We start from the raw sequence: 26,666 nt of genomic DNA, 5'->3' as shown, positions 1-26,666 counted from the left end.
TTCTTCGATGTATCGCTACGATGAATTCGATCAGGCCTTCGTGAATGCCCGCGTGGCCGAGTTTTCCGATCAGGTGCAACGCCGTCTTTCGGGCGAGCTGACCGAGGACCAGTTCAAGCCGCTGCGCCTGATGAACGGCGTCTATCTCCAGCTTCACGCCTATATGCTGCGTGTCGCCATCCCCTATGGCACACTGTCCTCGCGCCAGTTGCGGATGCTCGCCCATATCGCGCGCAAATATGACAAGGGCTACGGCCACTTCACCACGCGCCAGAACATCCAGTACAACTGGCCCGCACTCGCCGACATGCCGGCCTGCCTGGCCGATCTGGCTTCCGTCGAGATGCATGCCATTCAGACGAGCGGCAACTGCATCCGCAATGTGACGGCAGACCACTTCGCCGGTGCCGCGGCCGATGAGGTCGCCGATCCGCGCCCTTACGCCGAGATCCTGCGCCAGTGGTCCTCGGTGCACCCGGAATTTTCCTACCTGCCGCGCAAGTTCAAGATCGCGGTGACGGGTGCGGAGCGCGACCGCGCGGCGATCCAGGTCCACGATATCGGCCTGCATCTCAAGAAGAACGAAGCGGGCGAGCTGGGCTTTGCCGTTTATGTCGGCGGCGGTCAGGGGCGCACGCCGATGATCGCCAAGAAGATCAAGGACTTCCTGCCTGAAGAGCACCTGCTCTCCTACACCACCGCGATCATGCGCGTGTACAACCTGCACGGCCGCCGCGACAACAAATACAAGGCCCGCATCAAGATCCTCGTCCACGAGACGGGTACGGCGGAGCTTTCCGCGCAGATCGAGCAGGAATGGCTGGCGATCAAGGATGGTGAGCTGAAGCTGCCGCAAAGCGACATCCAGGCCATCGACCGCTATTTCGCGCTGCCCGACTTGCCCGCTCGTCCCGAAGGCGACGAGGCCATAAAGCTCGCGCGTCTCGACAGCCGCGACTTCGGCACCTGGGTCGATCAGAACGTCATCACCCACAAGCATCCCGACTATGCCTGCGTGACCATCTCGCTGAAGGGCATCGGCGAAGCGCCCGGTGACGCGTCGGACGCCCAGATGAATCTCGTCGCCGACATCGCCGAGCGCTATGCCTTCGACGAGATCCGCGTGTCCCACGAGCAGAACCTGATCCTGCCCCATGTCGCGCGTGCCGATCTGAAGGCCGTCTATGACCGCCTCGTGGAAGGCCAGTTGCATACCGCCAATGCCGGTCTGATCACCGACATCATCGCCTGTCCCGGCCTCGACTACTGCGCGCTGGCCAATGCCCGCTCGATTCCCGTCGCGCAGGAAATCTCCGACCGCTTCGCAGACCCCGTTCGGCAGCAGGAGATTGGCGAGTTGAAGCTCAAGATCTCCGGCTGCATCAATGCCTGCGGCCACCACCATGTCGGTCATATCGGCATTCTGGGCGTCGAAAAGAAAGGCACCGAGCTTTACCAGATCACGCTCGGCGGCTCGGGCGACGAGGTGACCTCGATCGGCGAGATCGTCGGCCGCGGCTTCGCGCCCGAAGAGATCACCGACGCCGTCGAGACGGTGGTCGACACCTATCTCGGGTTGCGTCTCGACAAGTCTGAAAAGTTCCTCGACGCCTATCGCCGTGTCGGCGCCGCGCCGTTCAAGGAGGCGCTGTATGGAAGCGACGCCAAGGCTGCGTGAAGCCAAGATAGAAGCTTTGGATGAAGCCGGCGCGCTCGAAGCGCGCTACGGCGCGCTGTCGCCCACCGCCATCATCGAGGCTTCCGCGCACGAGCTCTTTCCGGGCGCGATCGCTGCCGTCTCATCCTTCGGCGCGGACTCCGCCGTGCTGCTTCATCTTATCGCCGAGGTGGACCGCGACCTGCCGGTGATCTTTCTCGACACCGGCCAGCATTTCGGAGAGACCTTTGAATACCGCGACGCGCTGGTGGCGGATCTGGGCCTGCGCAACCTGCAGGTGATCGGCCCGAACGAGACGGCCCTTGCCGAGGTCGATCCGAAGAACGATCTGCACGGTCGCAACACCGAAGCCTGCTGCGCGGTGCGGAAAGTTGAGCCGATGGCGCGCGCGGTGTCGCCGTTCCGCGCATGGTTCACGGGCCGCAAGCGCTTTCAGGCGGCGACGCGTTCCGCGCTCAACGTCTTCGAGGTGGTCGGCCCGCGTTTGCGCATCAATCCGCTGGCGAACTGGACCACGGCCGATCTGGCCGACTACATGCGCAAGCACGACCTGCGCACCAACCCGCTGGTGCCTTACGGCTATCTCTCGATCGGCTGCTTTCCCTGCACCCAGCCCGTGCAGCCCGGTGACGATGCGCGTTCCGGCCGCTGGGCGGGCCAAGCCAAGACCGAGTGCGGCATTCACCTCAGCGGCCTCGACCAGTCCTTGACTGACAGCAATCTCTGATGGCACCAGCCATTTCGACCCATCAACCGGCGGAACTTGGCTCCGCCCGCTCTGTAGGCCTGCTTATGACCGATGCCCCCGCAACGCGCCTTTGGACGCCAGAGGGCTTCATCGAGGATGACTGGACGCATGTGGAGAGTGCCGAAGCGCTGTCCGGCAATGGTCGTTTCATCCTGCCGCTTGCGGCATTTCTCGAAATGAGCGGGGAAGCGCGCGAGGCTGCGGCCGACCGTATCGGCGTGCAGATCCTGCCGGGCGAGGAATTGAGCGAGATCGAGCCCTACCTTGGCTCACTGCCGCTGGTGGCGCTCGCTTTCCCGGCATTCAGCGATGGTCGCAGCTTTTCCAAAGCCGAGTTGCTGCGAAGCCGCTACGGCTTCGAAAAGATCGTCCGTGCCACAGGGCAGGTGCTGGTCGATCAGTTGCCGCACATGCTGCGTCTTGGGTTTACCGAGTTCGAGATCAGCAATCCGACTTTGTTGAAGCGTCTGGAAGAAGGCGTGACGGGCGGTATTCCGTTCTACTACCAGCCGACGGTCAAGCCGGCCGAGGGACACCAGGCCTATTCCTGGCGCCGTTTGAAGCAGTAGGCGCCTGGCGCCTTACCGCTTGCCGCCGACCGCGCGATGGTCCTGCTCGTCGAGCTTCGCCAGCATGTCGCGGAGGTGGTCAGGCAGGGTTTCGACCGTGCGAAACAGCGGCAGCGAACGCAGGAAACGCGTCGTCATTTCCGCCCCCATCTGGCGACGGATGCCTGTCTGCAGGCGCTCCCGATCATTATCCGCGTAAGAGTTCATGGCCGTCCAGCACACGTTTTCCACAGTCGAAACTCCACTCGAAACAGATTGGTTCCTCTGATCCCCGTGCCCCGCACACATGTGAGCAGGGCAAGGTAAAGTTTGACTTAAATAGTTTGGATCGTGTCGCGGAAGGGCAGGAACGCGCCATCTTGATTTTTGCCGCCCCTCACTCGATATCGGGCCCGACCCATGAATTTGCGCTTGGACGTGTCTCCCGAGCGCCGAAGAAGAAAGACCGACATGAGCGACCAGACACAGAACCCCGCAGGCAACGAAGCCGAGTTCTCCGAGAACGCCGAAACCGGCCAGGCCGACGATTATGAGGCGCTCGTTCGCCTGATGAAAGAGAACGAGGAACTCAAGGACCGTTCGCTGCGCACGGTGGCCGAAATGGAGAATCTGCGCCGCCGCACCGCGCGCGAAATCCAGGATGCGCGCGCCTATGCGGTGACGAACTTCGCGCGCGACATGTTGAGCGTGTCCGACAATCTCCGCCGCGCGCTCGATGCTGTTCCGGCCAATTCGGGCACGGCGGATGCCGCCGGCCTCTCAGCCTTGGTGGAAGGCGTGGAGATGACCGAGCGTGCCATGCTCTCGGCACTCGAGCGCCATGGCGTGAAGAAGCTCGAGCCGGAAGGCGAGCGCTTCGACCCGAACTTCCATCAGGCGATGTTCGAAGTGCCGAACCCGGATGTGGCAGCGAACACGGTGGTGCAGGTGGTGCAGCCCGGCTACCGCATCGGCGAGCGCGTTTTGCGCCCCGCCATGGTCGGCGTCGCCAAGGGTGGCCCGGCTTTCGTGGCGAAATCCGCCGAGTCTGAAGCCGAAACCCCGGCCGAACCCGGCCCGGTCAATGCGCAGGCTGAGAAGGACGCTTAAATCACTCTCCGTGATTTAATCCCAAACGCTGTGCAACTCAGGCTGCGCGGCGCTCTGGGGCGTAGTAATTGAGATAGCGCTGGCCGATCGCACCGGTCGGCAATAACACGAAGACGTCGGTGGTCCCGAAATCATGGTCCACCACCGCGCCATGGCCGATCTTGGCACCCAGACGCAGGTAACCACGGAGCAGCGGGGGCAGCTTGGCAGTAGCCGAACGGGGGTCTATCGCCTCCGGCGGCATCAGATCCATCTCGACATGGCGCTCGCAAAGGGCTGAAACCGCCCAGCGCCCGTCCGCCCGATGGAAATGGGTAAGATAGGACAGGGCTTCGGCGTGAAGTGCGGGCACGGTGCCCGCGAACGAGCCGCAGCCCATCATCGCGGAAATGCGGTAATGGCCGCAATAGGCCCAGATCGCCTGCCACATCGTTTCCAGCGCGCCGCGCGACCGGAAATCCGGATCGACGCAGGAGCGGCCGAGCTCCATGAATCGCTCGTGCGGGTTGCGCGCGAGAAGCGGTTCGACGGCGAACTCGCTCCCTGAGTAGAAGCCGCCGGCAGCCAATGCCGCTTCCTCGCGCATCAGGCGATAGGTGCCGACGATGCGCTCCTCCGCACCTTTCTCGACCACCAACAGATGGTCGCAGAACGCGTCGAAACGGTCCTCGTCACGGGCAAGGCTTTGTTCATCGCGGAAGAAGACGCGGTGGCGCAGGGCCTGCGCTTTTTCGATATCCTCGCTTCCACGCGCCAGTCGTGCCTCGAAGCGATTGAGCCGGCCGAGCACGGTGCCAGCGTCGAGCGGAACAGTACTTTCCGAGCGGAAGCCCAAAGGCATGGCAATCGTCATGGCGGTCCTCCATCGCTTGTTGACTGACGCATTGCGATTGGCCGCTCATCTAGCCACGAACCGCGACGAATGCATGACTGTTTTCGCGGTCCAGGCTTCGAAGCGCAAGCCGTTTAGCCGGCTTGGGCCTCCACCCGCCGCACCAGTTCATCCGGATCGATGGGCTTGGACACGAAGCCGCTGGCGCCGTGCGCGATCACAGCATGGCGTGTGCCTTCCTGACTGTCGGCCGAAAGCACCATGATGGGTAGGGGCACGAGGTGGTTGTCCTCCTCATGGCGGCGGATCGCGGCAATGGCGTCGATCCCGTCCATCAGGGGCATGTGGAGGTCCATCACGGCCACATCGAAGCGCGCGCGGGCGTCGCCCGTCAGAGCATCGACTGCCGCGCGGCCATTGTTGACGACCTCGACGCGATGCCCGCCGCGTTTCAGCGCCGCACGCGCCAGAAGCGCGTTGATCTCGTTGTCTTCGGCGATCAGCACGCTGAGCCCAGTCTCGGCCGGGCCGGCACCCTTGCGCGTTGCCGGCGCGTTCCCAGCCCCGTCCTGATTGCCGATATTGCCGAGCAGCGTCTTGATCAGCGTCGTGCCGCGCACGGGCCGTGCGAGAAAACCGGAATAGCCGCTGGCGCGCAGATCGGACAGCATCGCGCGCTCGCCGGGCGCGACCGCCACGATGGCGCGACGCGGCTTGAAGCCCGCGGCCTCCAGGCGTTTCAACGTGCTGCCCTCGCGCGTTTCGAGCGCGGCATCCACGATCAGCTTGTGGAACGGCTCCTTCTGCTCCTGCACTTCGAGGGCCGAGCCCGCCACGCGGACGGTGCCGCCATAGGCTTCGATGCATTGCCCCATCGCGTGCGCCTCCGCCGCGTTGCGCGACAGGATCAGGACGCGCCGGTCGGCCAGCGGCGGAACCGCGGCTTCCAGCGTGTCGGATGGATCCGTCACCGGCAGTTCGAAGAAGAAGCGCGAGCCCGTCATACCTTCAACCGCCGGCTCGATGCCGATCGTGCCCCCCAGCGCCTTGACGATGCGCCGCGAGATCGCAAGCCCGAGTCCCGCACCCCCATGCGTTCGGGTCGAGGAACTGTCGGCCTGCTCGAACTCCTCGAAGATGCGCTCGCGGTCTTCTGCGCGAAGCCCCGGTCCCGTATCGCTGACCTCGAAGCGGATAAGCGCCGCAGCAGGCTCGCCGACGATCGTCACCGCCACGTTGACCCCACCGCTTTCTGTGAACTTGATGGCGTTGCCCACCAGATTGAGGAGCACCTGTCGCACGCGGCCGGGATCGGAAACAAGAGTGCGCGGCACCGCCGGATGAACGAAGCAGCCGAGCCCGATGCCCTTGGCATAGGCGCGCGGCGCGAGCAGTTCCGTCACGCCATCGGCCAGTTCGCGTGGGCTCATCGCTTGCGGCTCGGGCTCGAAGCGCCCGGCCTCGATCTTGGAAAAGGCCAGCAGGTCCTCGATCAAGGCGAGCAGGGCGCTGGCCGAGGTCGAAACCGCGCCGAGATAAGTGCGCTGCTCGGGTGAAAGCTCGGTGCCCGACAAAAGCGTCGCCATGCCCATGATGCCGTTCATGGGCGTGCGGATCTCATGGCTGACGGTGGCCAGGAAGCGCGACTTGGCCTGGCTCGCCACTTCCGCACGCTCGCGTGCGGCGATCAGCGCCGTTTCCGCCCTTTTACGCGCGGTGATGTCGCGCGCGATCGCGCGGTGGAAGACGGCATTGTGATCCTCGTCGCGCATGGATAGCTCGATCCAGGAGAACCAGCGCGTGCCGGCAGGCGTTTCAATGGAAACATCGGCCGAACTCAGGCATTCGGCGTCCGCAAAGGCCGCGTCCGGCACGGTGCCGACCTGAACGCCGAGTTCAGCCAGCGTGCGCCCCTTGATGTCGTGAAGATTTCGGCCCACGGCTTCCGCGAAGACGCGATTGGCATAGACGATGCGGCCTTCGCGGTCGCGATGCACGACGAGGTCGCCCAGCGCGTCGATCAGCCCGCGCGAGCGCTCCTCGCTTTCCTGCATTTCCCACATGCGGTCGGCGAGATCTTCGAGCTCGGCCCGCGCATTGGTCTGCTTGCCCCAGAAATGCAGCGTAGAGCGGGTTCTTCGATCGGCGAGAAGAAAGAGCAGGAGCGCCACGACGCCAGCCCCCATCATCGGCAGGCCGAGCCAGCGCGGTGCGCCATGGGCGAGGAGTGCACCGGCCAGAACCAGTACGGCACCCGTGGCAAGGCCGATGGCCGGTGAACGCTTGACGAGGATCGAACTGGGCGGTGTCGGCAGCACGGCCAGCGCTGGGTGCGAGCCCCTTACCGAGCGAGGGGGATCGAGGTCGTCTGCCGTGTCGCTTTCGGTTGCCGCCATCGCGAGAGCCTAGCAGACAAGTGCTTGCGAAAGGGAGGCCGTGCAGCCGTGATTTTTAACGGTTCGCCTTCGCTGCCCGCTCGCGCCGCCAAAGCAGAACCTCTTCCAGCAGGACCAGCCCCGCACCCACCGTGATGAAGGCATCCGCCAGATTGAAGATGGCAAAGGACCAGACCGGCGTGTGGAAGAGCACATAATCGATCACATGCCCATGAATGCCGCGATCCACCAGATTGCCGAGCGCGCCGCCGACCACCAGCGCGAAACCCAGCCGCGCGAGGCGCTGCGTGGATTCCGTTTTCCAGGCGAGAAACAGCACGAAGGCCACCACCGCGACCGACATCACGAAGAGCCACAGGCTTTCCGACGCGTTGAACATCGAAAAGGCAACGCCCGTATTATAGGTGCGGAAAAGAGCGAGGAAGGGCAGCACCGGCACCATCTGCTGATAGGGCAGGGAGTGCTCGACGAGAATCTTGATCGCCTGATCGCCCATGATCGCAAGCACGACGACCACGGCGTAAAAGAGGATGGTCTTCATTGGCCGTCCAAAGTGAGGGCGTCGCGGCGCAGTTCGAACAGCATCACGCCGGTCGCAACCGCGAGATTGAGCGAGTCCGCCTGGCCGACCTGCGGGATGCGGGTGAGGAGGTCGCAGGCGCCGGACAGCGCTTCGTTCAGACCTTGCGCCTCGTTGCCCATCAGAAGCAGCGTCGGGCGGCCATCCTTCGGCAGCTTGCGGAAGTCGGTGGTGCCTTTCAGATGCGTGCCGAGCGTGCGGAACGCGACGCGGCCCCGCCATGCGATGAAACTTTCCTCGCTCGCGCGCACCAGCGGCACGGCGAAAAGCGAGCCCATGGTAGCGCGCACGGCTTCGAGCCCGAACGGATCGGTGGTTTCGCCGACCAGCACCACCGCTTTCGCCCCCACCGCATCCGCCGTGCGGATCACCGTGCCGAGATTGCCGGGATCGCGCACGCGGTCGAGCGCGACCACCACATCGCCGGGCTTCGCCTCAATGCGCTCGAGGGGCACTGTCCGTTGCTTGAGCACCGAAACGACGTTCTGCGGGTTGTCGCGCCGGGTGATGGCTTCGAGCACCTTTTCGGAGACCTCGAGCACGTCACCGCCGGAGGCCAGCGCGCGGGCGGCCGTCTTTTCCACCAGCGCGTTGCCGCGTGCGGATTTCGCGAAGATCAGCGTCTTCACGCCCCAGCCGCCATCGAGCGCGTCGATGGCGAGCTTGAGCCCTTCGGCCAGAAACGCCTTTTCCTCGTCGCGATGCTTCTTCTGCGTGAGCGCACGGATGTTCTTGACGATCGGGTTCTGGAGGCTCGAAACCTCGTGGACCCGGCCGGGAGCCTGCCTGCGTTCGGTCATCGGGCCACCCAGCGTGCATAGAGCGATGTCGAAAGGGCTCGCGCCGCTTCGTTCTCTTCGCGGATCACCAGTTCGCCCGACTCCACGCGTCCGCCCATGCCGGCGAAGCTGTCGCGCAGCAACGCGTGGATCGCGAAGAACGAGGCACGGATAGAATAAGCGGTGAGCACGACCGCGAGAGGCTTTGGTGTCAGCACCTGCCGCGTGAGCGCGACGAGGGCGGGCAGGTCGCTGAACAACTGCCACACTTCGCCCTTGGGCCCGCGCCCGTAAGCGGGCGGGTCGAGCAGGACGATGTCGTAGCGGCTTTCGCGCTTCACCTCGCGCTCGATGAAGCGCATGGCGTCTTCGCAGATCCAGCGGATCGGCTTGGTCTCGAGGCCTGCCACCTCCTGGTTCTCGCGTGCCCAGCCGATGGCTTTCTTGGAGGCGTCCACATGGGTCACATGGGCGCCCGCGCGGGCAGCTATGAGGCTCGCCAGACCCGTATAGCCGAACAGGTTCAGGACCTTCACGGGCTCGCGGCGCTTGGCCGATGCTTCCTCGATCAGCCCGGCCATATGCCGCCAATGGGGCGCCTGTTCGGGAAACACGCCGACATGGCGGAACGAGGTGAAGCGGCCGAGATAGGAGAGGCCGTCGAAGCGCATCGGCCATGTTTCGCCGAGCGGCTCGCGCGGAAAGCGCCAGCGGCCCATGCCTTCCTCATCCGTGTCGCCGGTGAACACGGCATCCACGCGGTTCCAGTCCCTGGGCGGAAGCGCGCGTGCCCAGATGGCCTGGTTCTCAGGCCGCACGATGCGCAGGGGCCCATAGCGTTCGAGCTTCTGGCCTTCGCCGCTGTCGATCAGCGCATAGTCGGCGTCGGGTGCCACTTCGAGAATGAGCGGCAGTGTTTCCGCCGGCAGCGCGCCGGAAGGACGCACGAGCGGCGGCCTTTCCGCGTCGCGGCGCGGAAGGTGGGGAGGGGTGGATGGGTTCTTGGCCTGCATGGCTTCGGGCTCATGCCACAGTGCGCTTCGCGCCGCAACGAAGCCCGTGATCTTGCGGCCGAAAGGGTGCGGGTGCATGGGAAAGGAAAATTGCGGCAGACGGGCTTTGACCGAAACCACGACGACCACCCAGCGCCATCGCCTCGCCGAAGACGTGATGGCCTTCCTGCTTGGCACGCTGATCGCCGCACTGGGCGTCACGCTTTACTCCGAAGCGCTTCTGGCGACCGGCGGCACCATGGGCCTATCGCTGCTCTTGCAGCGCATCACCGGCTGGAATTTCGCGCTGGTGTTTTTCGTGATCAACCTGCCCTTCTACGCGCTGAGCCTGCTGCGCATGGGCTGGCGCACGACTTTGCGCACCTTCATCGCCGTCTCGCTGGTGTCGCTTTTTGCCAAGCTCACGCCATCATGGATCGACGTCTCGACGCTCGATCCGATCTATGCGGCCATTGTCGGCGGTGGCCTGACGGGGGTGGGGCTTCTGATGCTGTTCCGCCATCGCGCGAGCCTCGGCGGGCTGACCATCCTGGCGCTCTACCTGCAGGATCGCGGGGTGATGCGCGCCGGCTACTTCCAGCTCTGCATCGATGCTTTGATCCTGCTTCTCGCCTGTTTCGTGCTGCGTTGGGACAAGGTGCTGCTGTCGCTCGTAGGCGCTGCCGTGCTCAATCTCGTGATCGCGCTCAATCACCGGCCGGGCCGGTATGTGGCTGTCAGCTAATTGTTGCGCCCACGCTTTTCGGTGCGCTCGGTGATGTCGAGAAGAAGCATTTCCAGGATATAAGTGAAGGGCTTGAGCTTCAGCGCATGCGCCGCGTTCCGCGCCTCGGACAGGAAGTGCTTGAGATTGAGCAACTGACTGGCTTGCTGGTCGGTGGTCACGTCGAAGATATAGCCGGAATAGATCGTCGGCTGCGCGTCGGGCCCACGAAAACATTGGCCGACCGAAAGCAGATGGCGAACGCCGTGTCGCTGCGAACTGACACGATAAAGTTGCCGGGAACCTCCGCCGTTCACTGTCTTATCGATGGATTCCCGTAGGGACTCGACATCTTCGTCCAGCACAGCGCGAAGGTATGCCTGCAACGGGGCACCCTCCGACCCGACCGAGACCGGAAGGTCGAAGTAACTCGCGACCTTCCCGTCGCAGTAAACCCGGTCGGTTTTGACATCCCATGTATAAACGCCGACGAGCTTTGCGGGCTCGACGAACGGTGTCGATATCTCTTGCAGTGCTGCCGCGCCCAATGCGGTAAATCCCCTGAACCGAGCTCTCAATCTTGTGTCGATAAAGGTTATGCAAGAGCTATTTTCTCAAACTTGGGTGAGAAAAATCGCAGGCGGAAGACTTCCCGCGCAAGGGCGCGTGAATGCGACAGTGAATGTCGCATGAAAGGCCTCTGATATGTCTAGTCATATCGTGGCCTATTCTCACGGCGATCGGTGAGTGAAGGTGAAAGCCATCGGCCCATGCGCAAGCTGCATGAGGCATCTGCAGCCAAGCGCAGGCTGTGCAATTCGGCAGCTGCGCATCCGACGATAAGGTTCTTAGCGTTGGTGTCCGCTGGCTTCGAAAACCGCGACGCCAGCTGCCAAGTCTTCAATGGCGGCGCCGACCGATTTGAAGAGCGTAATCTCCTCCGCACTGGCACGGCCGCGGTGTTCCGCTCTGGTAAGGCCGTAAAGATCGGCCTCGATGGCGTCCGGCTTCAATGCGCCGCTTTCGATGGCCTGAACGATGTCGCCGGCCTCACGGACCGCACTCTCGCGCACATCGACGAAGACGCTTGCGCGTCGCACCGCCTCGTCGTCGCTTTCGCGCAAGGCCGGGGTGAACGCACCGACGAGATCGACATGGGTGCCCGGCTTCAAGCGCGCCCCTCTGACCAAGGGTTCGGGCGAGATGGTGGCAGAGGAAACAATGTCCGCCCAGCCGAGCGCCTCATCGAGATCGGTCGTGGTCCTCGCTTCGAAGCCTTCGCCCGACAAGGCATCCGCGAGGGCCTCGGCTTTGGCAGGCGTCCGGTTCCAGACTCTGATCTCACTGATCGGGCGCACGCTCGCATGGGCGCGGGCCAGAAAGGGTGCCAGTGCTCCCGCGCCGATCACCAGCAGCCTGGATGCATCGTCGCGCGCCAGGTATGATGCCGCGAGCGCCGAAGCTGCCGCCGTGCGCCAGAGCGTCAGCCTCTGCCCGTCGATCAGCGCCAGTGGCGTGCCAGTGGTGCCGTCCAGAAGCAGGTAGACACCCATCACGGCAGGCAGGGCCTTCTGCCCGTTGTCGGGCGCGACAGAAACGATCTTCACCCCGGCATAGCCTGTTTCGGTCTTGGTGAAGTCATCCCATGCCGGCATCAAGAGAAGCGTCGGCGAGGTGCCTTGCGCGCGCTCGATGGTGTGATGATGCCGCACGGGCTGCACAGCGCCCTTTCGGAATGCTTCCCGCAGCACTTCGACGAGGTGGCCGAATGACAGAAGGCGGTCGACCTCTTCGGGTCCGATGCTGCGCATGCTCAGGCTGCGGGCAGGTTGGCGCGACCCGCTGCCGTGGCAGGCAGCGTGGTGGCGGGCGCGTTCGCGGCCTGCTCGCGGCGCAGCGTTTCGGCCTCACGGCCGCGATGCTTGGCGAGACGGCGATAATGCCCCTGGCGCAGCCACGTGGCCGCGCTGCCGATCAAGATGCCGATGCCGAGCGCCAGAAACAGCCAGATGAAGAAGGGCAGTGTGAGCGTCAGGCCGGCGCTGCCCGGATTGAACGGGTCGAGCGTGAAGGACACCAGTTCGCGGTTGGCTATAGCCAGTGTGACGAGCAGCACGGCCAGCGGCACGAGGATGACGACGAGGATGATACGATTGAGCATGAGCGGGTCCGGAACGGTTCGGTCACTCCGAATCGTTCAGCCTTTCGCGAAGTTCCTTGCCCGTCTTGAAGAAAGGCACCCATTTCTCGTCCACCTCGACCGCGTCACCCGTGCGCGGGTTTCGGCCCGTGCGCGCCGGACGGTTCTTGACGGAGAACGCGCCGAAGCCACGCAGTTCGACACGGTTGCCCTCGGCGAGGGCTTCTGTGACGGCATCGAAAATGGCGGAAACGATGTTCTCGACATCGCGAAGAAAGAGGTGAGGGTTGCGCGCGGCGATGATCTGCACGAGCTCGGATTTGATCACGGGGCGTTCCTTGAGAAGTCGGCGACTTGGTGACGATCGAACTGATTAGGCGAATGATTTCGCAGACGTTTTGGTCGGTCTCTCCCCTTCACTCAGGTTGCCAGACCGACACCAGACCGTCAAGAAACATGCGGTCCGAACCGAGCTTGCCGGAAAGCGCGACGAGGCTGTCGGACAGGCCCGCGAGCTTCATGAGCGAACCCATCGAGGAGAAAAGAAAACTGCCGCTGTTCTTGGGCTTCCACTCGACGATTTCGAGGTTGTCGGTGACGCCCTTCTCGACGAGCCATGCCTTGGCCTCGTCTTCGCCGCCGAGCCGGTCGATCAGCTTGCGCTGAAGCGCCTGGCGGCCGGTGAAGATCGAGCCGTCGGCCACCGCCAGCACTTCGTCGCGGGAGAGCGGGCGGCGCTCGTCCACGAGGCTGACGAACCAGTCATAGCTGTCCATGATCATCGCGCGCAGCATGGCGCGCTCGGGCTCGGTGGTTTCGTTGAAGGGCGATGGCTCGGCCTTGAGGGGCGAGGACTTCACCTCGTCCACGCGCACGCCGAGCTTATCGAGCGTGCCCTGGAAGTTCGGGATCTGCACGAGCACACCGATCGAGCCCACGATGGATGATTGGCGCGCGACGATCTGGTCCGCGCCCGATGCGATCATGTAGCCGGCGGACGCGGCCAACGTGCCGACCTGCGCCACGACCGGCTTGTGCGCCGCAACTTTACGCACGGCCTCGTAGATCGCCTCGCCGCCCGCCGTGGTGCCGCCGGGCGAATCGATCGACAGGATCACGCCCTTGACGCGATCGGTCTTCGCGATGTCGTCGAGCCGCTCGAGCAGGTCCTCGTCTTCGGTGATCGTGCCCTCGATCTTGACCTTGGCGATGTGGTCGAGAGCGGCACCCTTTTCCCATTTGGCATAGTCCGCCGGGTTCAGCGTCCACAACGCGCCCGCCGCCAGCGCCAGGACCACGAGGCCGATGGCGATCACCCGCCAGAAGGACAGCTTGCGCCGCAGGCGTCGGCGGTCGATCAACTCGTCTGCGCGGGTGGACATCGGGGCGGCTCCAGCCGAAGGGGCTCAGTCAGGTCGAGAGGCGCGTCTTAAAGCAGCCTTCATGGCATCGCCACCGCTTTGTCGTGTGAGACGAAGCGCGGCAGCGCGAAGCTGCAACATGAGGGTTTGTAGAGAGGTTCGGGGCGCATACTGGTAGTAAACCCAAAAATTACCATATTGGCCCAAGAACAGTTCGCGCCTTCGCGTTCATGGAGCATCCTGGTCCGTCCGGGTACCGCTTCGCCTGAACGATTTGACGCCTCCTTCTTTTCGCGGATCGAACCGATGCTCTGCTCTTTCCTTGCTGCATATGGGGTTTCACCTTCCGCTGGCCGGTTTGCCGCGCTGGAGGCCTGCGTTTGAGCGTTTCCTCGCCCGGCCTCGCCGTCGAGCCACGGCGGCGCATGACGGTGGACGCATCCACCGGCGCGCGCATCGACGCTTTCCGTCGCGCTCGTGCGCATTCGCGCACCGTTCACCTGTTGCGCTGGCTCTTGCCGGTTCTCGCCTGTCTGGTCGCGGCCGTCTTCATCTATTTTTCCTACAGCTCGATCCCCGCCGAGATCACGGTGCAGGCTGAGAATTCCAGCGTGTCGGACGGCAAGCTGGTGATGGCGAACCCGAAGGTGGACGGTTTCACCCGCGAAGAGCTGCCTTATTCGATGACGGCGGCGCGCGCCGTGCAGGAATTGGCCAAGGAAGATCTGGTCGAGTTGCAGGAGATCAATGCGCTCCTGCCGGTCGATGCCGAGCAGACGGCGCTCATCAAGGCGGCCAAGGGCGTCTATGATCGCGTCAAGAACACGCTGACCATCAAGGCCGAGGATAATGCCACCGGCGTGCGCATCGAAACCAGCGACGGCACGGTGGCGAACCTGCGCGACGTTTCCGTCGATGTCGGCAAAAGCACCATGCAGGCCAGCGGTCGCGTCGAGATCGAGCGCGAGGACGCATCCATCAGCGCCGATAAACTCTCGGTCAGCGAGAACGGCAAGCTTTTCGTTTTCGAGAACAAAGTGCATATGGTGATCAAGCCGTCGCAGAAGAAACCTTCCGGCGCGGATGGCGCCGCAACCGATGGCACCAACTAAAGGCAACACGAATGGAGAGCGGAATGCGAACCACTGATCCTCGGCCCGCACGCTTCGCGCGCGCTCTCCTTCTGGGCGCCGCCCTGGCTTCGAGCTTTTCGGCCACGGCATTTGCCCAGGCGCAGCAGCAGGGACGCCTGCAGGGGCTCAAGCTTTCGGGCGACCAGCCGATCCAGATCGAAAGCGACAAGCTCGAAGTGGTGGAAACCGAAAGCAAGGCGATCTTCACAGGCAATGTGAACGTGACGCAGGGCACGGCGCTGCTGAAGTCGGGCAAGATGACCGTCTATTACGTGCGCGACCCGAAGAATCCGCAGGCCTCGACCACCACCGGCTCGTCCAACATCGACCGCCTCGAAGTGGACGGCAAGGTCTACATCAAGTCCGACACCCAGACCGCGACCGGCGATCGTGGCGTGTTCGACATGAAGACCGAGGTGATGACCCTCTCCGGCAATGAAGTCGTCTTGTCGGACGGCGACAACGTGCTCGTCGGCTGCCTTCTGACCGTGCAGATGCAGAGTGGACAGGCGCAGGTCGATGGCTGCAAGAAGGGCAATTCGGGCAATGGCCGTGTGATCATGTCGATCAACCCGAAGGCCGCCCAGGACGCGCAGCAGGGTCAGCGGACCCGGTGAGCGAGGCGAGAACCGCAGCCAAGGCGCCATCGCGTTCGCGCCGCGTGGCGAAAGCGCAGCCGGAGGACGCCGCGCCGGAAGCCCATCCCGAACAGCGCCAGGAACTGAACGGCACGCTGATCGCGCGCGGTCTGACCAAGAGCTACAAGGGCCGCCAGGTGGTGCGCGGCGTATCGTTCGGCGTGCGCGCAGGCGAAGCGGTCGGGCTGCTCGGGCCCAACGGGGCGGGCAAGACCACCTGTTTCTACATGGTCACCGGGCTGGTGCCGTCGGATCAGGGCACGATCGAGATCGACGGTTTCGATGTGTCGGGCATGCCGATGTATCGCCGCGCGCGGCTCGGCATCGGCTACCTGCCGCAGGAAGCCTCGATCTTCCGGGGCCTGAGCGTCGAGGACAACATCAAGGCCATCCTCGAAGTGGTCGAAAAGGACAAGAAGGAGCGCGCCTACCGGCTCGACGCCCTGATGGACGAGTTCGGCATCAAGCATTTGCGCAAAAGCCCTGCCATCGCTCTTTCGGGTGGCGAGCGCCGGCGTCTGGAGATCGCGCGCGCCCTGGCGAGCCGGCCCAATTACATGCTGCTCGACGAGCCTTTCGCCGGCATCGACCCGATCGCGGTGTCCGACATCCAGAACCTCGTGCACCATCTCAAGCAACGCGGCATCGGCGTTCTCATCACCGACCACAATGTGCGCGAAACGCTGGGCCTGATCGACCGCGCCTATATCATCCATGCCGGCGAGGTGCTGACGCATGGCACGCCCGACGAGATCGTGGCGAACCCTGATGTGCGCCGCCTCTATCTCGGCGAGGCTTTCAGCCTCTAAACAGACCAAGGACGCCAATACGGCGTCTCTTCGGGCACGATTCTTCCGTTTTCTGCACGGTCTTTGATCAAATCTGTTTGCGTCACCATGCAGGCGCCTTGACAAGCAAAAGCCGCGCCAGTTTGATGCCTCGATCCTGACGGCACTTCGCCGAAGCATTCTCATCGAGGCTCGCAGACGTAAAACCATGTCGCTCGCGGCAAAGCTGGTCATGCGCCAATCGCAGGCGCTGGTGATGACGCCGCAGTTGATGCAGTCGATCAAGCTGCTTCAGCTGACCACGGTGGAGCTCGAGCGATTCATCGAAGAAGAGATCGAGAAAAACCCTCTCCTCTCCCGATCCGACGCCGCCGAGCCGTCGGCCGAAGCCCGGCCGGAGCCCGAGCCTGCGAGCGCCGAAGACTGGTTCGACGCACAGGGCGAGCGTTTCAGTGCCGAAACCGTGGCGTCCGGCCTCGACACCTCGCTCGAGAACATCTTTCCCGACGATCCGGGCCGCACCGAGCGGATGGGTCCTGATCTGTCCTCCCAGTGGAAGACGGTCGGCAATGGCTCCGCCTCGCTCGACCCATGGGACATGGACGATCTGGCGGGTGCCGCACCCACCATGCGCGAGGTGGTGGCCGAGCAGATCGCGTTTCGCTTCAACGACCCCGTTCAGCGCACCGTCGCCGAACTTCTGGCCGATGAACTGGACGAGGCCGGCTATTGCCGCGTCGATACAAGCGAGATCGCCGAGCGCCTGTCGCTTTCGCAACGCGAAGTCGAGGCCGTGCTGAGAGCTTGTCAGGGCTTCGAGCCGGCCGGCCTTTTTGCGCGCGACCTTGCCGATTGCCTTGGCCTCCAGCTGCGGCGGCGCAACCGGTTCGATCCGGCCATGCAGGCGCTGGTGAAACGGCTAGACCTGCTCGCCAAGCGAGACTTCGCGAGCTTGCGCAAGATTTGCGGGGTGAGCGAGGAAGACCTGCTCGACATGCTGGCGGAGATCCGTGCGCTCGACCCGCGCCCGGGTGCGGGCTTCGAAGCCGGGCATGCGGATGCGGTGGTGGCCGATGTCGAGGTGCGCGCCGCCCCCGACGGCTCATGGGCGGTAGAGCTCAACAGCGAGACCCTGCCGCGCCTGCTCGTTGACCAGACCTATTATGCGGAAGTGAACCGCCTCAAGCTCGAAGCGAACGAGCGAAGCTTCATGAGCGACTGCCTGCAGAGCGCCAACTGGCTCGCCCGCTCGCTCGACCAGCGCGCGAAAACCATCATGAAGGTCGCGACCGAGATCGTGCGCCGCCAGGACGGTTTCCTCGCGCATGGCGTGCGCCACCTGAAGCCGATGACCCTGCGCGATGTGGCCGAAAGCATCGCCATGCATGAATCGACGGTCAGCCGCGTGACGGCCAACAAATATATGCTGACCCCGCGCGGCGTGTTCGAGCTGCGCTTCTTCTTCTCGGCCGCGATTGCCTCGGCCGAGGGCAGCGACTCGCATTCCGCGCTCGCCGTGCAGGACCGCATCCGCGAACTGATCGCCGCCGAAACGCCGGCCGATGTGTTGTCCGACGATGCCATCGTCGTGGCGCTCAAGAAGAACGGCGTCGATATCGCGCGCCGCACGGTGGCCAAGTACCGCGAGGGGTTGAACATTCCCTCTTCCGTGGAGCGCCGCCGGGAGAAGCGGGCGCTCGCAGGCGTGGGGCGCTAAGCTCTCACCGAGCCCCTTCGGGCCGCCGCATGGCGCTCGACCTGCGCGAAGAGGAGATCGAGATCCTCGCGCGACACGTCGAAGCTTTCGCCGAGATCCTCCAACGCCTTGTCGATGTCTTCGGGGTGCGGGATGAGCGAGGACGCGGGGATAACGTGGCCCGCCGCCGGTACAGGCCGGTGCGGGTAGGAGTGCCCCGAGAAGCGGTGATAGATGAGCCCCGCCGCGACCAGCACCAGCGCGTTCAGCCCGATCGGCAGAAATGGAAACTCATAGCCTGCGGCGAACACCGCCGGTCCGCCGATCACGGCGGTGAGGGCCGCGGCCCCGCCCGGCGGGTGCAGCGAGCGCGAAAGAGACATCGCAAGGATCGCGAGACCGACCGCGAGGCCAGCTGCCAGCGGCATGTTCGGCACCCAATGCGCGACGGTCACACCCACCACGGCCGAGATCACATTGCCGCCAATCACCGGCCATGGCTGGGCAAGCGGACTGGCGGGCACCGCGAAGACGAGAACCGCGGAGGCGCCCATGGGCGCGACGACCAGGGGCAGGGAGGCAAGCGCGAGGTCGGGAACGAGCGTGAAGAAACCCCAGGCCGCGAGCGCCGTCACCGCGATGCCGACTGCCGCGCCCAGACACGCGAAAAGCCGGTCGGGCAGGGTCGCGCCGGCCAGGATGGGCGCAAAGATCGGGCGCTGAATCATGAAAACGTGCCTCGCTTGGCTCGTGCCGTCGCACAGCCACCAAAGCCTTGCAAGGCAAAGGCCTTATGCCACGAACCCCGATCGCGAGCGGTCCATTTCTTGACAAGGATGGGTGAACTGCCTATCCCCGCGCCCCTGAGAAATGCCGCTCCGTCAACCCTCCGCCGCTCACAAGATAAGGGCTGGCGGAACAGGAAAAGCAGGGGTAGCGTTTGTCTCGCGAGGCGGCTTTCGGCGACGCTGAGCGGTTAAACTGTTTATCGCGTGGCCGGCGTTCGCTTCCCTTTGTGGCAACCCAACCGATGAGGTTCCAACCGCGATGAAACTGCGCATTTCCGGAAAACACATGGATGTCGGCGACGCCTTCCGTGCCCATATCGAATCCCGTTTGGCGGGTGCTTTCGATAAATATTACGATGGTGGGGCGAGCGGTCATGTGACCATCACCAAATCCACCGTTTCGCGGACCGGAGACCGCTTCACCGCCGATTGCATGCTTCACCTCGACACCGGCCTGACGCTGCAGTCGTCGGGCGGCGCGTCCGATCCGATGCCGGCCTTCGAGGCTGCCGCCGAGCGCTTCGAGAAGCGTTTGCGCCGCTACAAGCGTCGCTTGAAGGCGCATCCGACGGGTGCCAACGGCAATGATGCGACCGACATCTCCTATCGCGTGATGGCGCCGCTCGCCGATCTCGACGACGATGAGGAGGAGGTCGATCCGGCAAGCGATACTGGCCCTGCCATTGTGGCCGAGTCGACGCTTTCGTTGCGCACCATGTCTGTGGCTTCCGCCGTGGAAGAGCTTGATGCGTCCGACAGTCCCGTTTATGTGTTCAGGAACCCCGGCAGCGGCGGGGTGAGCATCGTTTATCGTCGTCCCGACGGGAATATCGGCTGGATCGACCCCAGCCAGATCGAAACCACCCCGGCCAATGGCACTTCTGCCAACGGTTCAGGCAAGAATTGAGGCCTGAGCGCGCCGGACAGGACTTCCCGAGCCGGCGCGCTTACCTCTCCCTCAACTTCGGACTTCAACCTTGACGTTCCTCCTCGGCAGAGAAATCCTGTGTTCCACTTTCGGAACAGCTTCGGCTGAGACAAGCATCAGTCGTTGCGCCCCCTTTCATGCGCTTGGGCGCGGGTGATCCGTTAAAGGCTCTTTGTCATGGATCTCACTGATCTGATCGAGGTTCCGGCCATCCTGCCGGCACTGAAGGCGCAGACCAAGAAGCAGCTTCTGCAGCTTCTGGCAGAGCGCGCGGCTACCGAAACCGGCCTGCCCGAGCGCGAAATCTTCGAAACCATTCTGCAGCGCGAGCGCCTGGGCTCCACCGGCGTCGGCAACGGCATCGCCATTCCTCACGGCAAGATGGCCGGCGTGAAGCGCATCACGGGGGTCTTCGCGCGGCTGGAAAACCCGGTGGATTTCGACGCGCTCGATGACCAGCCGGTGGATCTGGTGTTCCTGCTGTTGGCACCTGAAGGGGCGGGGGCCGATCATCTGAAGGCGCTATCGCGCATCGCACGCGTGCTGCGCGACGGGGATACGGTGGCGAAGATTCGCGGCGCGACGGATGCCGCCGCCATCCACGCGCTCCTGGCGCAATCGGCGACGCCTCATGCGGCCTGAGGTCGGGTAGGGACCTACCAAACTGATTGCCGAGGGTCACGCTAGCGGAGAGGTTACCCCCACCCCTTACTCCACCTCACAAGGAGGGGGGAGGACGTCAGCGCCGCACTTTGACCTTCATGCCTGAGCTTTAAAATTGAGCAGGACGATGACGTCTCCCCTCCTGCCTGTGGGAAGGGGTATGGGGCGGGGTGACGTCTCAATCCGCAGACTGCTATCCACCCTTCAGCCTTTCAACCGCCGAGTTGGAGGGAGGGCCTACCCCGCCAGCCCTTTCAATCGATAAACCAGATCGAGCGCTTCGCGCGGGCTCAGGGCATCGCAGTCCACGCCTGCCAAGGCATCGCGCAACTTGTCCTTGGGCTTGGGCTCCGCGGCCCTGACGGCTGCCCGGAACAGCGGCAGGTCGTCCGCCAGCCGACCGGCAGCGCCCGAGGCCTCGCCGGCTTCCAGTTTCGCCAGAACCACCTTGGCGCGTTCCACCACGCTCGGCGGCAGGCCGGCGAGGCGTGCCACCTGCACGCCATAGGAGCGGTCGGCGGCACCCTTGGCGACCTCGTGGAGGAATACCACCTCGCCTTCCCATTCCTTGACGCGCACGGTGGCGTTGGAGAGCCGTCCGAGCTTGCCGGCGAGCACGGTCAGTTCGTGGAAGTGGGTCGCAAAGATCGCGCGGCAGCGGTTTTCCTCATGCAGGTGCTCGACCGTGCCCCAGGCGATGGAAAGCCCGTCGAAGGTTGCAGTGCCGCGACCGATCTCGTCGAGGATGACGAGCGCGCGAGGGCCGGCCTGGTTGAGGATCGCGGCGGTTTCCACCATCTCGACCATGAAGGTCGAGCGTCCACGCGCGAGATCATCGGACGCGCCGACGCGCGAGAAGAGGCGGTCCACCGCACCGATATGAGCGGCGCGCGCGGGCACGAAGGAGCCGGCTTGAGCCAGGATCGCGATCAAGGCATTCTGGCGCAGAAAGGTCGACTTGCCGCCCATGTTCGGACCGGTCAGCAGCCAGATGGCACCGTGCTTTGTCCGGTCGGGCGGAGACAGGTCGCAGTCATTGGCGACGAAAGCGTGACCGGAACCCGCGCGGCGCAAGGCGCTTTCCACGACCGGGTGCCGCCCGCCCTCGATGCGGAAGGAGAGGCTGTCATCCACCTGCGGCCGGTTCCAGTCCTCGGTGAGCGCGAGATTGGCGAGGCTGGCTGAGACGTCGATCACAGCCAGTGCCTTGGCCGCGGCCAACAAGGGCTGCGCCAGTTGGACGGCCTGGCGCACCAGCGCGTCGAAGATCTCGAGCTCGAAGCGCAGCGCGCGGTTGCCCGCTTCGCCGATCTTTTCTTCGAGTTCCGCGAGTTCGGTTGTGGTGAAGCGCATGGCGTTGGCCATGGTCTGGCGATGAATGAAGCGCCGCCGCGCCTCTTCCGAACCGTTCAGCGCACCCGCATTGTTGGCGGTGACCTCGACATAGAAGCCGAGCACATTGTTGTGCCGGATCTTGAGCGATTTGACGCCGGTTTCCTCGACCAGCCGGCGTTCGAGCTCGTTGATCACCCGCCGCGACTGGTCGCGTAACGCACGCGCCTCGTCGAGTTCGGCATGGAAGCCCTCGCGCACGAAGCCGCCGCTGTTCTTCAGAAGCGGAAGTTCGTCGTCGAGCGCGGTGGCGAGATGAGCATGGAACGCGTCCGGTGCCTGGGCCAGTGCGTCGCGCGCTTCGGCCAACTCCTGCGGCAGGTCTTCGCCACGAAGCTTTTCGAGCACCGAAGCAGCGGTTGCCAGTCCGGCGCGCAAGGAGCCGAGATCGCGCGGCGTGCCGCGATTGAGCGACAGGCGCGACAAAGCGCGAGCCGTGTCGGGCACGCCTTTTAGCGTACGGCGCAGGTCTTCGCCGAGCCCCTGCTTCTCGAAAAAGAAACTGACCGAATCCAGCCGTTCGGCGATGCGCCTGGGGTCGGTCAGCGGTGCCGTCAGCCGCTCGCAGAGAAGGCGCGAGCCCGCCCCAGTCACGGTGCGATCGACCGCGTGGAACAGTGAGCCTTCGCGCGAGCCGCTCGTGGTGCGCAGGAGCTCAAGATTGCCGCGCGTGGCGGCGTCGATGAAAAGCGACTCGCCCGCCTCGTCCCGGTTCGGGCGCTCAAGCGCCGGGCGCTCATTGACCTGCGTCTTCTCGACATAAGCGACGGCACCACCGATGGCAGATAATTCAGCGCGAGAGAACTGGCCGAAACCGTCCGTGGTCGCGACCTTGAAGAAACGCGCGATGCGCTCGGGCGCGGTGGCTGAATCGAACAGGCTCGGCGGCAAGGGGCGGACGGCGCGGCCGAGCACGTCGAAGGTGGGGCGCAAAGCGTTGTCGGAGAAGACGGCCTCGGCCACGATCACCTCGCGCGGGCTGACCCGCATGATATCGGCGAGCAGCCGGTCGGGCTCGGATGCGCCGACGCGGAAGGAACCGGTGGAGATGTCGATCCAGGCGAGGCCGAGTGTCGCCTCGCCCTTCACGCGGCCGACGGAAAGGAGGAAATTGGGCTCACCGGGATGGAGCAGCTTGTCTTCGGTCAGCGTGCCGGGCGTGACGAGGCGGATCACCTCGCGGCGCACGACCGATTTCGAGCCGCGCTTCTTGGCTTCCGCCGGATCTTCCGTCTGTTCGCAGACGGCCACGCGATGGCCGAGAGCGATGAGGCGTGCGAGATAGTCGTCGGCCGCATGGATCGGCACGCCGCACATCGGGATGTCTTCGCCCAGATGCTTGCCGCGCTTGGTCAGCGCGATGTTGAGTGCCTGGGCCGCAACTTCGGCATCGGCGAAGAACAGCTCGTAGAAGTCCCCCATGCGATAGAAGAGCAGGCAATCTTGGTGCTGCGCCTTGATGGACAGGAACTGTTCCATCATAGGAGTGGCACTCACCGGAGCAGCGGTGCTGGCGATAATGGGCAGCGCTTCGCTGTCGCTGGGAATTTCGGGCCGCATATTCAAGGCTTGGACAACTCGGAACTACAAGGAGGCTTGGCGGTCGGTGACCCCCAAGTGTAGTGCCAAACCTCAACGCTTCGCAAAGAAGCGACGAGGGAAAAGGGTGGATAGCGAATATGAACGCAAAGCAGGGCAGGGAAAGCGGGCCGCAGGTAAGCGCGCAGGAGGCGCTTGATTTCCATGCCAGCGGGCGTCCCGGCAAGCTCGAGATCACGCCGACCAAGCCGATGGCGACCCAGCGCGACCTGAGCCTCGCCTATTCGCCGGGCGTCGCCGTGCCCGTGCGGGCGATTGCCGAGGACCCGGCGACCGCCTTCGACTACACCTCGCGCGGCAATATGGTGGCCGTGATCTCCAACGGCACGGCGATCCTTGGACTAGGCAATCTCGGCGCGCTCGCCTCGAAGCCGGTGATGGAAGGCAAGGCGGTTCTGTTCAAGCGCTTCGCCGATGTGGATTCGATCGACCTCGAAGTCGACACCGCCGACATCGACGCCTTCGTCAATTGCGTGCGCTATCTCGGCCCCTCGTTTGGCGGCATCAATCTCGAAGACATCAAGGCGCCCGACTGCTTCATCATCGAAGACCGGTTGCGCGAGCTGATGGACATTCCCGTCTTCCATGACGACCAGCATGGCACCGCGATCATCGCCACCGCCGGCCTCATCAACGCGCTGCACCTCACGGGCCGCGACATGAAGACCGCGCGTCTCGTCTGCAACGGCGCGGGCGCTGCCGGTATCGCCTGTATCGAACTCGTGAAATCGCTCGGCTTTTCGCCCGAGAACGTCATCCTCTGCGACACCAAGGGCGTGGTCTATCAAGGCCGCGAGGAGGGGATGAACCAGTGGAAGTCGGCGCATGCGGTGAAGACCGACCGCCGCACGCTGGCCGAAGCGCTCGATGGTGCTGACGTCTTCTTCGGCCTGTCCGCCAAGGGCGCGCTGACCACCGCCATGGTGCAGTCCATGGCCAAGAACCCCATCATCTTCGCGATGGCCAACCCGGACCCGGAAATCACGCCCGAGGAAGTGGCCGAAATCCGCACCGACGCCATCGTCGCCACCGGCCGCTCGGACTATCCGAACCAGGTCAACAACGTCCTAGGCTTCCCCTATATCTTCCGCGGCGCGCTCGACGTGCGGGCGACCACGATCAACGATGCGATGAAGGTGGCCGCAGCCGAAGCGCTGGCCGCGCTCGCGCGTGAGGACGTGCCGGATGATGTCGCCGCAGCCTATGGCGGCGCAAGGCCGAAATACGGGCCGAACTACATCATTCCCGTGCCCTTCGACCCGCGTTTGATTTCGGCCATCCCGTTGGCTGTCGCAAAGGCTGCGATGGAAACGGGCGTCGCACGCCGGGATATCGCCAATCTCGACGCCTATGCCCGCGAGCTTTCCGCCCGCCGCGATCCTGTCGCGTCCACGCTGTCGCGCATCTATGACCGGGTGCGCAAAAGCCCGAAGCGCGTGGTCTTCGCGGAAGGCGAGGAAGAGCAGGTGATGCGCGCGGCCGTGTCCTATGCCAACCAGAAGCTCGGCACGGCAATCCTTGTGGGGCGCGACGACGTGATCCGCGAAAACGCGGCGCATGCCGGCATCGATCTCAACCGCGCCAATATCGAAGTGATCAACGCTCGCCTGTCGCGCCGCAACGCGATCTATGCCGACTATCTCTATGAGCGTTTGCAGCGCAAAGGCTTCCTGCTTCGCGACTGTCAGCGGCTGGTCAACCAGGACCGCAACTATTTCGCAGCGACCATGGTGGCGTTGGGCGACGCGGATGCGGTGGTGACGGGCGTGACGCGCAACTATTCCACCGTGCTCGAATCGATCCGTCATGTGATCGACGCGCGTCCCGGCCATCGCGTGATCGGCGCGTCCATCGCGATCGCACGCGGGCGCACTGTGATCGTGGCGGACACGGCTGTCCATGACATGCCGAACGCCGAGGAACTGGCCGATATCGCGGAAGAGGCGGCGGCCTTCGCGCGGCGCATGGGTTACGACCCGCGTGTGGCGATGCTCGCCTATTCCACCTTCGGCCATCCGTCGGGCGAGCGCTCGGAGCGCGTGCAGGAGGCGGTGAAAATCCTCGACAAGCGCCGCGTCGATTTCGAATATGATGGCGAGATGGCGGCCGACGTCGCCTTGAACGCGCGGCTGATGCAGCAGCAATATCCGTTCTGCCGCCTGTCGGGCGCCGCCAATGTGCTCGTCATGCCCGCCTTCCACTCGGCCTCGATCTCCACCAAGATGCTGCAGGAACTCGGCGGCTCGACGGTGATCGGCCCGCTGCTCGTCGGGCTCAACAAGCCGGTTCAGATCGTGGGGCTGAACGCCAAGGATTCGGACATCGTGAACATGGCAGCGATCGCGGCCTACGCCGCCGGCACCTGACCGCTGAAGAGCGGGCGGCCGGTCGCTCAGTTGGGGCCGGCCGGGATGTTCTTCAGGTTGAGGTAAGTCGGGTCGAACTCGGCATAATCGGCAAGCTTCGCGAAGTCGGGGATGGTGACCCGGTTGCGGTTCCAAACCACGAGTTCGGTCGCACGCAGTTCCTGAAGCGAGCGGTTGGTATGGACGATGGAAAGGCCGAGCATGTCGGCGAGTTCCTGTTGCGTGACAGGGAAATCGAACGTGCCGTTCCGCGTCTGCTCGATGACGCTCAACCTGATGCAAAGCTCGCACAGAAGGTGAGCCAGATGCTTCGGGGCGCTGAGGCGGCCCAGGCATACGATCCAGGCACGCTGGATGGCTGCATCGATCACTGTCGTCTTCCACAAGAGAAGTGCCATGTGAGGCGCGGCCTCGAACATGTCCAGCAGGGCCGAATGGGACACGAAGGCAAGACGGCACGACGAAAGTGCTGTGACCGCATGGTCCATACGGTTGAGATGAAGGCTGTGCAGGTCCACGAAATCGCCGGCGATATGGACGGCGGTCAACTGGCGCCGTCCGTCGCTCAGATGACGTATCCGGGTCGCGTAGCCGGAAACGACCAGACAGCTGTCGTGGGTTTGTGAGCCTTCGAGAATGAACTCCTCATCGGCCTTCGCATCACGCAAGCGCCACGGTAGCGCTTCGAGCCGCGCGGCATCCTCAGGCGACACCGAATCCCGCGCCCGCAGTGAGAGCAGGAATGGCGCAAGGATTGATTCGCGGATCATCGGCTCGACTGCTCCTT

At 64.1% G+C, this 26,666-nt stretch carries 26 protein-coding genes; 12 read left to right on the top strand and 14 right to left on the bottom strand.

Going from position 1 to position 26,666, the window contains the following annotated elements:
- Positions 1–7: 7 nt before the first annotated feature.
- The 3 genes from NGM99_RS06665 to NGM99_RS06655 all read left to right on the top strand — a co-directional run bounded on the left by NGM99_RS06665 (position 8) and on the right by NGM99_RS06655 (position 2,995).
- Entirely contained in the window at positions 8–1,678 is a 1,671-nt protein-coding gene (locus tag NGM99_RS06665; RefSeq protein WP_252817329.1) for a nitrite/sulfite reductase, read from the top strand.
- Positions 1,653–2,405 (top strand): phosphoadenylyl-sulfate reductase, encoded by a 753-nt coding sequence (locus tag NGM99_RS06660; protein ID WP_252817327.1) that lies wholly within the window; start codon positions 1,653–1,655, stop codon positions 2,403–2,405. Before NGM99_RS06665 ends, NGM99_RS06660 begins: the two co-directional genes overlap by 26 nt.
- A 65-nt stretch (positions 2,406–2,470) precedes the next feature.
- A complete protein-coding gene (locus NGM99_RS06655) occupies positions 2,471–2,995 on the top strand; it encodes a DUF934 domain-containing protein (RefSeq protein ID WP_252817325.1) in 525 nt (174 codons plus the stop codon).
- A 12-nt stretch (positions 2,996–3,007) separates the two neighbouring features.
- Here the strand turns inward: NGM99_RS06655 and NGM99_RS06650 are convergent, their stop codons facing one another.
- A complete protein-coding gene (locus tag NGM99_RS06650) occupies positions 3,008–3,202 on the bottom strand; it encodes a hypothetical protein (protein WP_252817323.1) in 195 nt (64 codons plus the stop codon).
- Between the two features lie 243 nt (positions 3,203–3,445).
- Between NGM99_RS06650 and grpE the strand changes: the two genes are divergently transcribed.
- Positions 3,446–4,084, top strand: coding sequence for a nucleotide exchange factor GrpE (gene grpE, locus NGM99_RS06645; RefSeq protein ID WP_252817321.1), 639 nt, complete (start codon positions 3,446–3,448; stop codon positions 4,082–4,084).
- A gap of 37 nt (positions 4,085–4,121) precedes the next feature.
- Here grpE and olsB read toward each other — a convergent pair whose 3' ends face one another.
- From olsB to NGM99_RS06620, 5 genes are all read right to left on the bottom strand, one after another.
- Positions 4,122–4,937 (bottom strand): l-ornithine N(alpha)-acyltransferase, encoded by an 816-nt coding sequence (gene olsB, locus NGM99_RS06640; protein ID WP_252817319.1) that lies wholly within the window; start codon positions 4,935–4,937, stop codon positions 4,122–4,124.
- A gap of 113 nt (positions 4,938–5,050) precedes the next feature.
- The gene (locus NGM99_RS06635; RefSeq protein WP_252817317.1) at positions 5,051–7,312 is read right to left on the bottom strand and encodes a PAS domain-containing hybrid sensor histidine kinase/response regulator; all 2,262 of its coding nucleotides are present in this window, start codon (positions 7,310–7,312) and stop codon (positions 5,051–5,053) included.
- A 55-nt stretch (positions 7,313–7,367) separates the two neighbouring features.
- Complete coding sequence (gene lspA, locus NGM99_RS06630; protein ID WP_252817315.1) at positions 7,368–7,853, bottom strand: signal peptidase II; 486 nt, start codon at positions 7,851–7,853, stop codon at positions 7,368–7,370.
- Positions 7,850–8,692, bottom strand: a complete 843-nt coding sequence (locus tag NGM99_RS06625) for a TrmH family RNA methyltransferase (RefSeq protein WP_252817313.1) — start codon at positions 8,690–8,692, stop codon at positions 7,850–7,852. The genes lspA and NGM99_RS06625 overlap by 4 nt, the downstream gene beginning before the upstream one ends.
- A complete protein-coding gene (locus tag NGM99_RS06620) occupies positions 8,689–9,684 on the bottom strand; it encodes an RsmD family RNA methyltransferase (protein ID WP_435371407.1) in 996 nt (331 codons plus the stop codon). Before NGM99_RS06620 ends, NGM99_RS06625 begins: the two co-directional genes overlap by 4 nt.
- Before the next feature lie 106 nt (positions 9,685–9,790).
- Between NGM99_RS06620 and NGM99_RS06615 the strand changes: the two genes are divergently transcribed.
- A complete protein-coding gene (locus NGM99_RS06615; RefSeq protein WP_252817307.1) occupies positions 9,791–10,408 on the top strand; it encodes a YitT family protein in 618 nt (205 codons plus the stop codon).
- Here the strand turns inward: NGM99_RS06615 and NGM99_RS06610 are convergent.
- The 5 genes from NGM99_RS06610 to sppA form a co-directional block, all read right to left on the bottom strand.
- Positions 10,405–10,935, bottom strand: a complete 531-nt coding sequence (locus NGM99_RS06610; RefSeq protein WP_252817306.1) for a hypothetical protein — start codon at positions 10,933–10,935, stop codon at positions 10,405–10,407. The two genes, NGM99_RS06615 and NGM99_RS06610, sit on opposite strands and share 4 nt — an antisense overlap.
- 300 nt (positions 10,936–11,235) lie before the next feature.
- Complete coding sequence (gene lhpI, locus NGM99_RS06605) at positions 11,236–12,198, bottom strand: bifunctional Delta(1)-pyrroline-2-carboxylate/Delta(1)-piperideine-2-carboxylate reductase (RefSeq protein WP_252817304.1); 963 nt, start codon at positions 12,196–12,198, stop codon at positions 11,236–11,238.
- Between the two features lie 2 nt (positions 12,199–12,200).
- The gene (locus NGM99_RS06600; RefSeq protein WP_252817303.1) at positions 12,201–12,548 is read right to left on the bottom strand and encodes a LapA family protein; all 348 of its coding nucleotides are present in this window, start codon (positions 12,546–12,548) and stop codon (positions 12,201–12,203) included.
- 22 nt (positions 12,549–12,570) lie between these two features.
- A complete protein-coding gene (locus NGM99_RS06595; protein WP_252817301.1) occupies positions 12,571–12,855 on the bottom strand; it encodes an integration host factor subunit beta in 285 nt (94 codons plus the stop codon).
- Positions 12,856–12,943: 88 nt separating this feature from the next.
- The gene (gene sppA, locus NGM99_RS06590) at positions 12,944–13,909 is read right to left on the bottom strand and encodes a signal peptide peptidase SppA (protein ID WP_252817299.1); all 966 of its coding nucleotides are present in this window, start codon (positions 13,907–13,909) and stop codon (positions 12,944–12,946) included.
- Positions 13,910–14,268: 359 nt separating this feature from the next.
- Between sppA and lptC the strand changes: the two genes are divergently transcribed.
- From lptC to rpoN, 4 genes are all read left to right on the top strand, one after another.
- Entirely contained in the window at positions 14,269–15,000 is a 732-nt protein-coding gene (gene lptC, locus NGM99_RS06585; RefSeq protein ID WP_252817297.1) for an LPS export ABC transporter periplasmic protein LptC, read from the top strand.
- A 23-nt stretch (positions 15,001–15,023) separates the two neighbouring features.
- A complete protein-coding gene (locus NGM99_RS06580; protein ID WP_252817295.1) occupies positions 15,024–15,638 on the top strand; it encodes an LptA/OstA family protein in 615 nt (204 codons plus the stop codon).
- Positions 15,639–15,682: 44 nt separating this feature from the next.
- Positions 15,683–16,468, top strand: a complete 786-nt coding sequence (gene lptB / locus NGM99_RS06575) for an LPS export ABC transporter ATP-binding protein (RefSeq protein ID WP_435371406.1) — start codon at positions 15,683–15,685, stop codon at positions 16,466–16,468.
- Positions 16,469–16,655: 187 nt separating this feature from the next.
- Positions 16,656–18,164, top strand: a complete 1,509-nt coding sequence (gene rpoN / locus NGM99_RS06570) for an RNA polymerase factor sigma-54 (RefSeq protein ID WP_252817292.1) — start codon at positions 16,656–16,658, stop codon at positions 18,162–18,164.
- Here rpoN and NGM99_RS06565 read toward each other — a convergent pair.
- Positions 18,161–18,871 carry an HPP family protein gene (locus NGM99_RS06565; protein WP_252817290.1) on the bottom strand — a complete coding sequence of 237 codons (711 nt, stop codon included), beginning with the start codon at positions 18,869–18,871 and terminating at the stop codon, positions 18,161–18,163. The genes rpoN and NGM99_RS06565 overlap by 4 nt on opposite strands.
- Positions 18,872–19,190: 319 nt before the next feature.
- Here NGM99_RS06565 and hpf point away from each other — a divergent pair, with 319 nt between their 5' ends.
- Positions 19,191–19,838 carry a ribosome hibernation-promoting factor, HPF/YfiA family gene (gene hpf, locus NGM99_RS06560; protein ID WP_252817288.1) on the top strand — a complete coding sequence of 216 codons (648 nt, stop codon included), beginning with the start codon at positions 19,191–19,193 and terminating at the stop codon, positions 19,836–19,838.
- A gap of 198 nt (positions 19,839–20,036) precedes the next feature.
- Positions 20,037–20,501, top strand: coding sequence for a PTS IIA-like nitrogen regulatory protein PtsN (gene ptsN, locus NGM99_RS06555; protein WP_252817286.1), 465 nt, complete (start codon positions 20,037–20,039; stop codon positions 20,499–20,501).
- 258 nt (positions 20,502–20,759) lie between these two features.
- Here the strand turns inward: ptsN and mutS are convergent, their stop codons facing one another.
- Positions 20,760–23,474 carry a DNA mismatch repair protein MutS gene (gene mutS / locus NGM99_RS06550; RefSeq protein WP_435371402.1) on the bottom strand — a complete coding sequence of 905 codons (2,715 nt, stop codon included), beginning with the start codon at positions 23,472–23,474 and terminating at the stop codon, positions 20,760–20,762.
- Positions 23,475–23,593: 119 nt separating this feature from the next.
- Here mutS and NGM99_RS06545 point away from each other — a divergent pair, with 119 nt between their 5' ends.
- The gene (locus NGM99_RS06545; protein WP_252817282.1) at positions 23,594–25,879 is read left to right on the top strand and encodes an NADP-dependent malic enzyme; all 2,286 of its coding nucleotides are present in this window, start codon (positions 23,594–23,596) and stop codon (positions 25,877–25,879) included.
- A gap of 26 nt (positions 25,880–25,905) precedes the next feature.
- Here the strand turns inward: NGM99_RS06545 and NGM99_RS06540 are convergent, their stop codons facing one another.
- A complete protein-coding gene (locus tag NGM99_RS06540; protein ID WP_252817280.1) occupies positions 25,906–26,649 on the bottom strand; it encodes a Crp/Fnr family transcriptional regulator in 744 nt (247 codons plus the stop codon).
- Between the last annotated feature and the right edge of the window lie 17 nt (positions 26,650–26,666).

Origin of the sequence: Mesorhizobium liriopis (assembly GCF_024053505.1) — a bacterium.
GTDB classification, from domain to species: Bacteria; Pseudomonadota; Alphaproteobacteria; order Rhizobiales; family Rhizobiaceae; genus Mesorhizobium_B; species Mesorhizobium_B liriopis.
This window is presented reverse-complemented; position numbering and strand designations above follow the sequence as displayed.

What these genes read in the sequence shown, in the direction of transcription:
- grpE (WP_252817321.1), top strand. Translation starts at nt 3,446, where the DNA reads ATGAGCGACCAGACACAGAACCCCGCAGGCAACGAAGCCGAGTTCTCC.
- NGM99_RS06565 (WP_252817290.1), bottom strand. Translation starts at nt 18,871, where the DNA reads ATGATTCAGCGCCCGATCTTTGCGCCCATCCTGGCCGGCGCGACCCTG.
- NGM99_RS06660 (WP_252817327.1), top strand. Translation starts at nt 1,653, where the DNA reads ATGGAAGCGACGCCAAGGCTGCGTGAAGCCAAGATAGAAGCTTTGGAT.
- ptsN (WP_252817286.1), top strand. Translation starts at nt 20,037, where the DNA reads ATGGATCTCACTGATCTGATCGAGGTTCCGGCCATCCTGCCGGCACTG.
- rpoN (WP_252817292.1), top strand. Translation starts at nt 16,656, where the DNA reads ATGTCGCTCGCGGCAAAGCTGGTCATGCGCCAATCGCAGGCGCTGGTG.
- NGM99_RS06655 (WP_252817325.1), top strand. Translation starts at nt 2,471, where the DNA reads ATGACCGATGCCCCCGCAACGCGCCTTTGGACGCCAGAGGGCTTCATC.
- NGM99_RS06545 (WP_252817282.1), top strand. Translation starts at nt 23,594, where the DNA reads ATGAACGCAAAGCAGGGCAGGGAAAGCGGGCCGCAGGTAAGCGCGCAG.
- NGM99_RS06620 (WP_435371407.1), bottom strand. Translation starts at nt 9,684, where the DNA reads ATGCAGGCCAAGAACCCATCCACCCCTCCCCACCTTCCGCGCCGCGAC.
- NGM99_RS06580 (WP_252817295.1), top strand. Translation starts at nt 15,024, where the DNA reads ATGCGAACCACTGATCCTCGGCCCGCACGCTTCGCGCGCGCTCTCCTT.
- lspA (WP_252817315.1), bottom strand. Translation starts at nt 7,853, where the DNA reads ATGAAGACCATCCTCTTTTACGCCGTGGTCGTCGTGCTTGCGATCATG.
- sppA (WP_252817299.1), bottom strand. Translation starts at nt 13,909, where the DNA reads ATGTCCACCCGCGCAGACGAGTTGATCGACCGCCGACGCCTGCGGCGC.
- NGM99_RS06665 (WP_252817329.1), top strand. Translation starts at nt 8, where the DNA reads ATGTATCGCTACGATGAATTCGATCAGGCCTTCGTGAATGCCCGCGTG.
- lhpI (WP_252817304.1), bottom strand. Translation starts at nt 12,198, where the DNA reads ATGCGCAGCATCGGACCCGAAGAGGTCGACCGCCTTCTGTCATTCGGC.
- NGM99_RS06650 (WP_252817323.1), bottom strand. Translation starts at nt 3,202, where the DNA reads ATGAACTCTTACGCGGATAATGATCGGGAGCGCCTGCAGACAGGCATC.
- hpf (WP_252817288.1), top strand. Translation starts at nt 19,191, where the DNA reads ATGAAACTGCGCATTTCCGGAAAACACATGGATGTCGGCGACGCCTTC.
- NGM99_RS06635 (WP_252817317.1), bottom strand. Translation starts at nt 7,312, where the DNA reads ATGGCGGCAACCGAAAGCGACACGGCAGACGACCTCGATCCCCCTCGC.
- NGM99_RS06540 (WP_252817280.1), bottom strand. Translation starts at nt 26,649, where the DNA reads ATGATCCGCGAATCAATCCTTGCGCCATTCCTGCTCTCACTGCGGGCG.
- NGM99_RS06625 (WP_252817313.1), bottom strand. Translation starts at nt 8,692, where the DNA reads ATGACCGAACGCAGGCAGGCTCCCGGCCGGGTCCACGAGGTTTCGAGC.
- NGM99_RS06600 (WP_252817303.1), bottom strand. Translation starts at nt 12,548, where the DNA reads ATGCTCAATCGTATCATCCTCGTCGTCATCCTCGTGCCGCTGGCCGTG.
- mutS (WP_435371402.1), bottom strand. Translation starts at nt 23,474, where the DNA reads ATGCGGCCCGAAATTCCCAGCGACAGCGAAGCGCTGCCCATTATCGCC.
- olsB (WP_252817319.1), bottom strand. Translation starts at nt 4,937, where the DNA reads ATGACGATTGCCATGCCTTTGGGCTTCCGCTCGGAAAGTACTGTTCCG.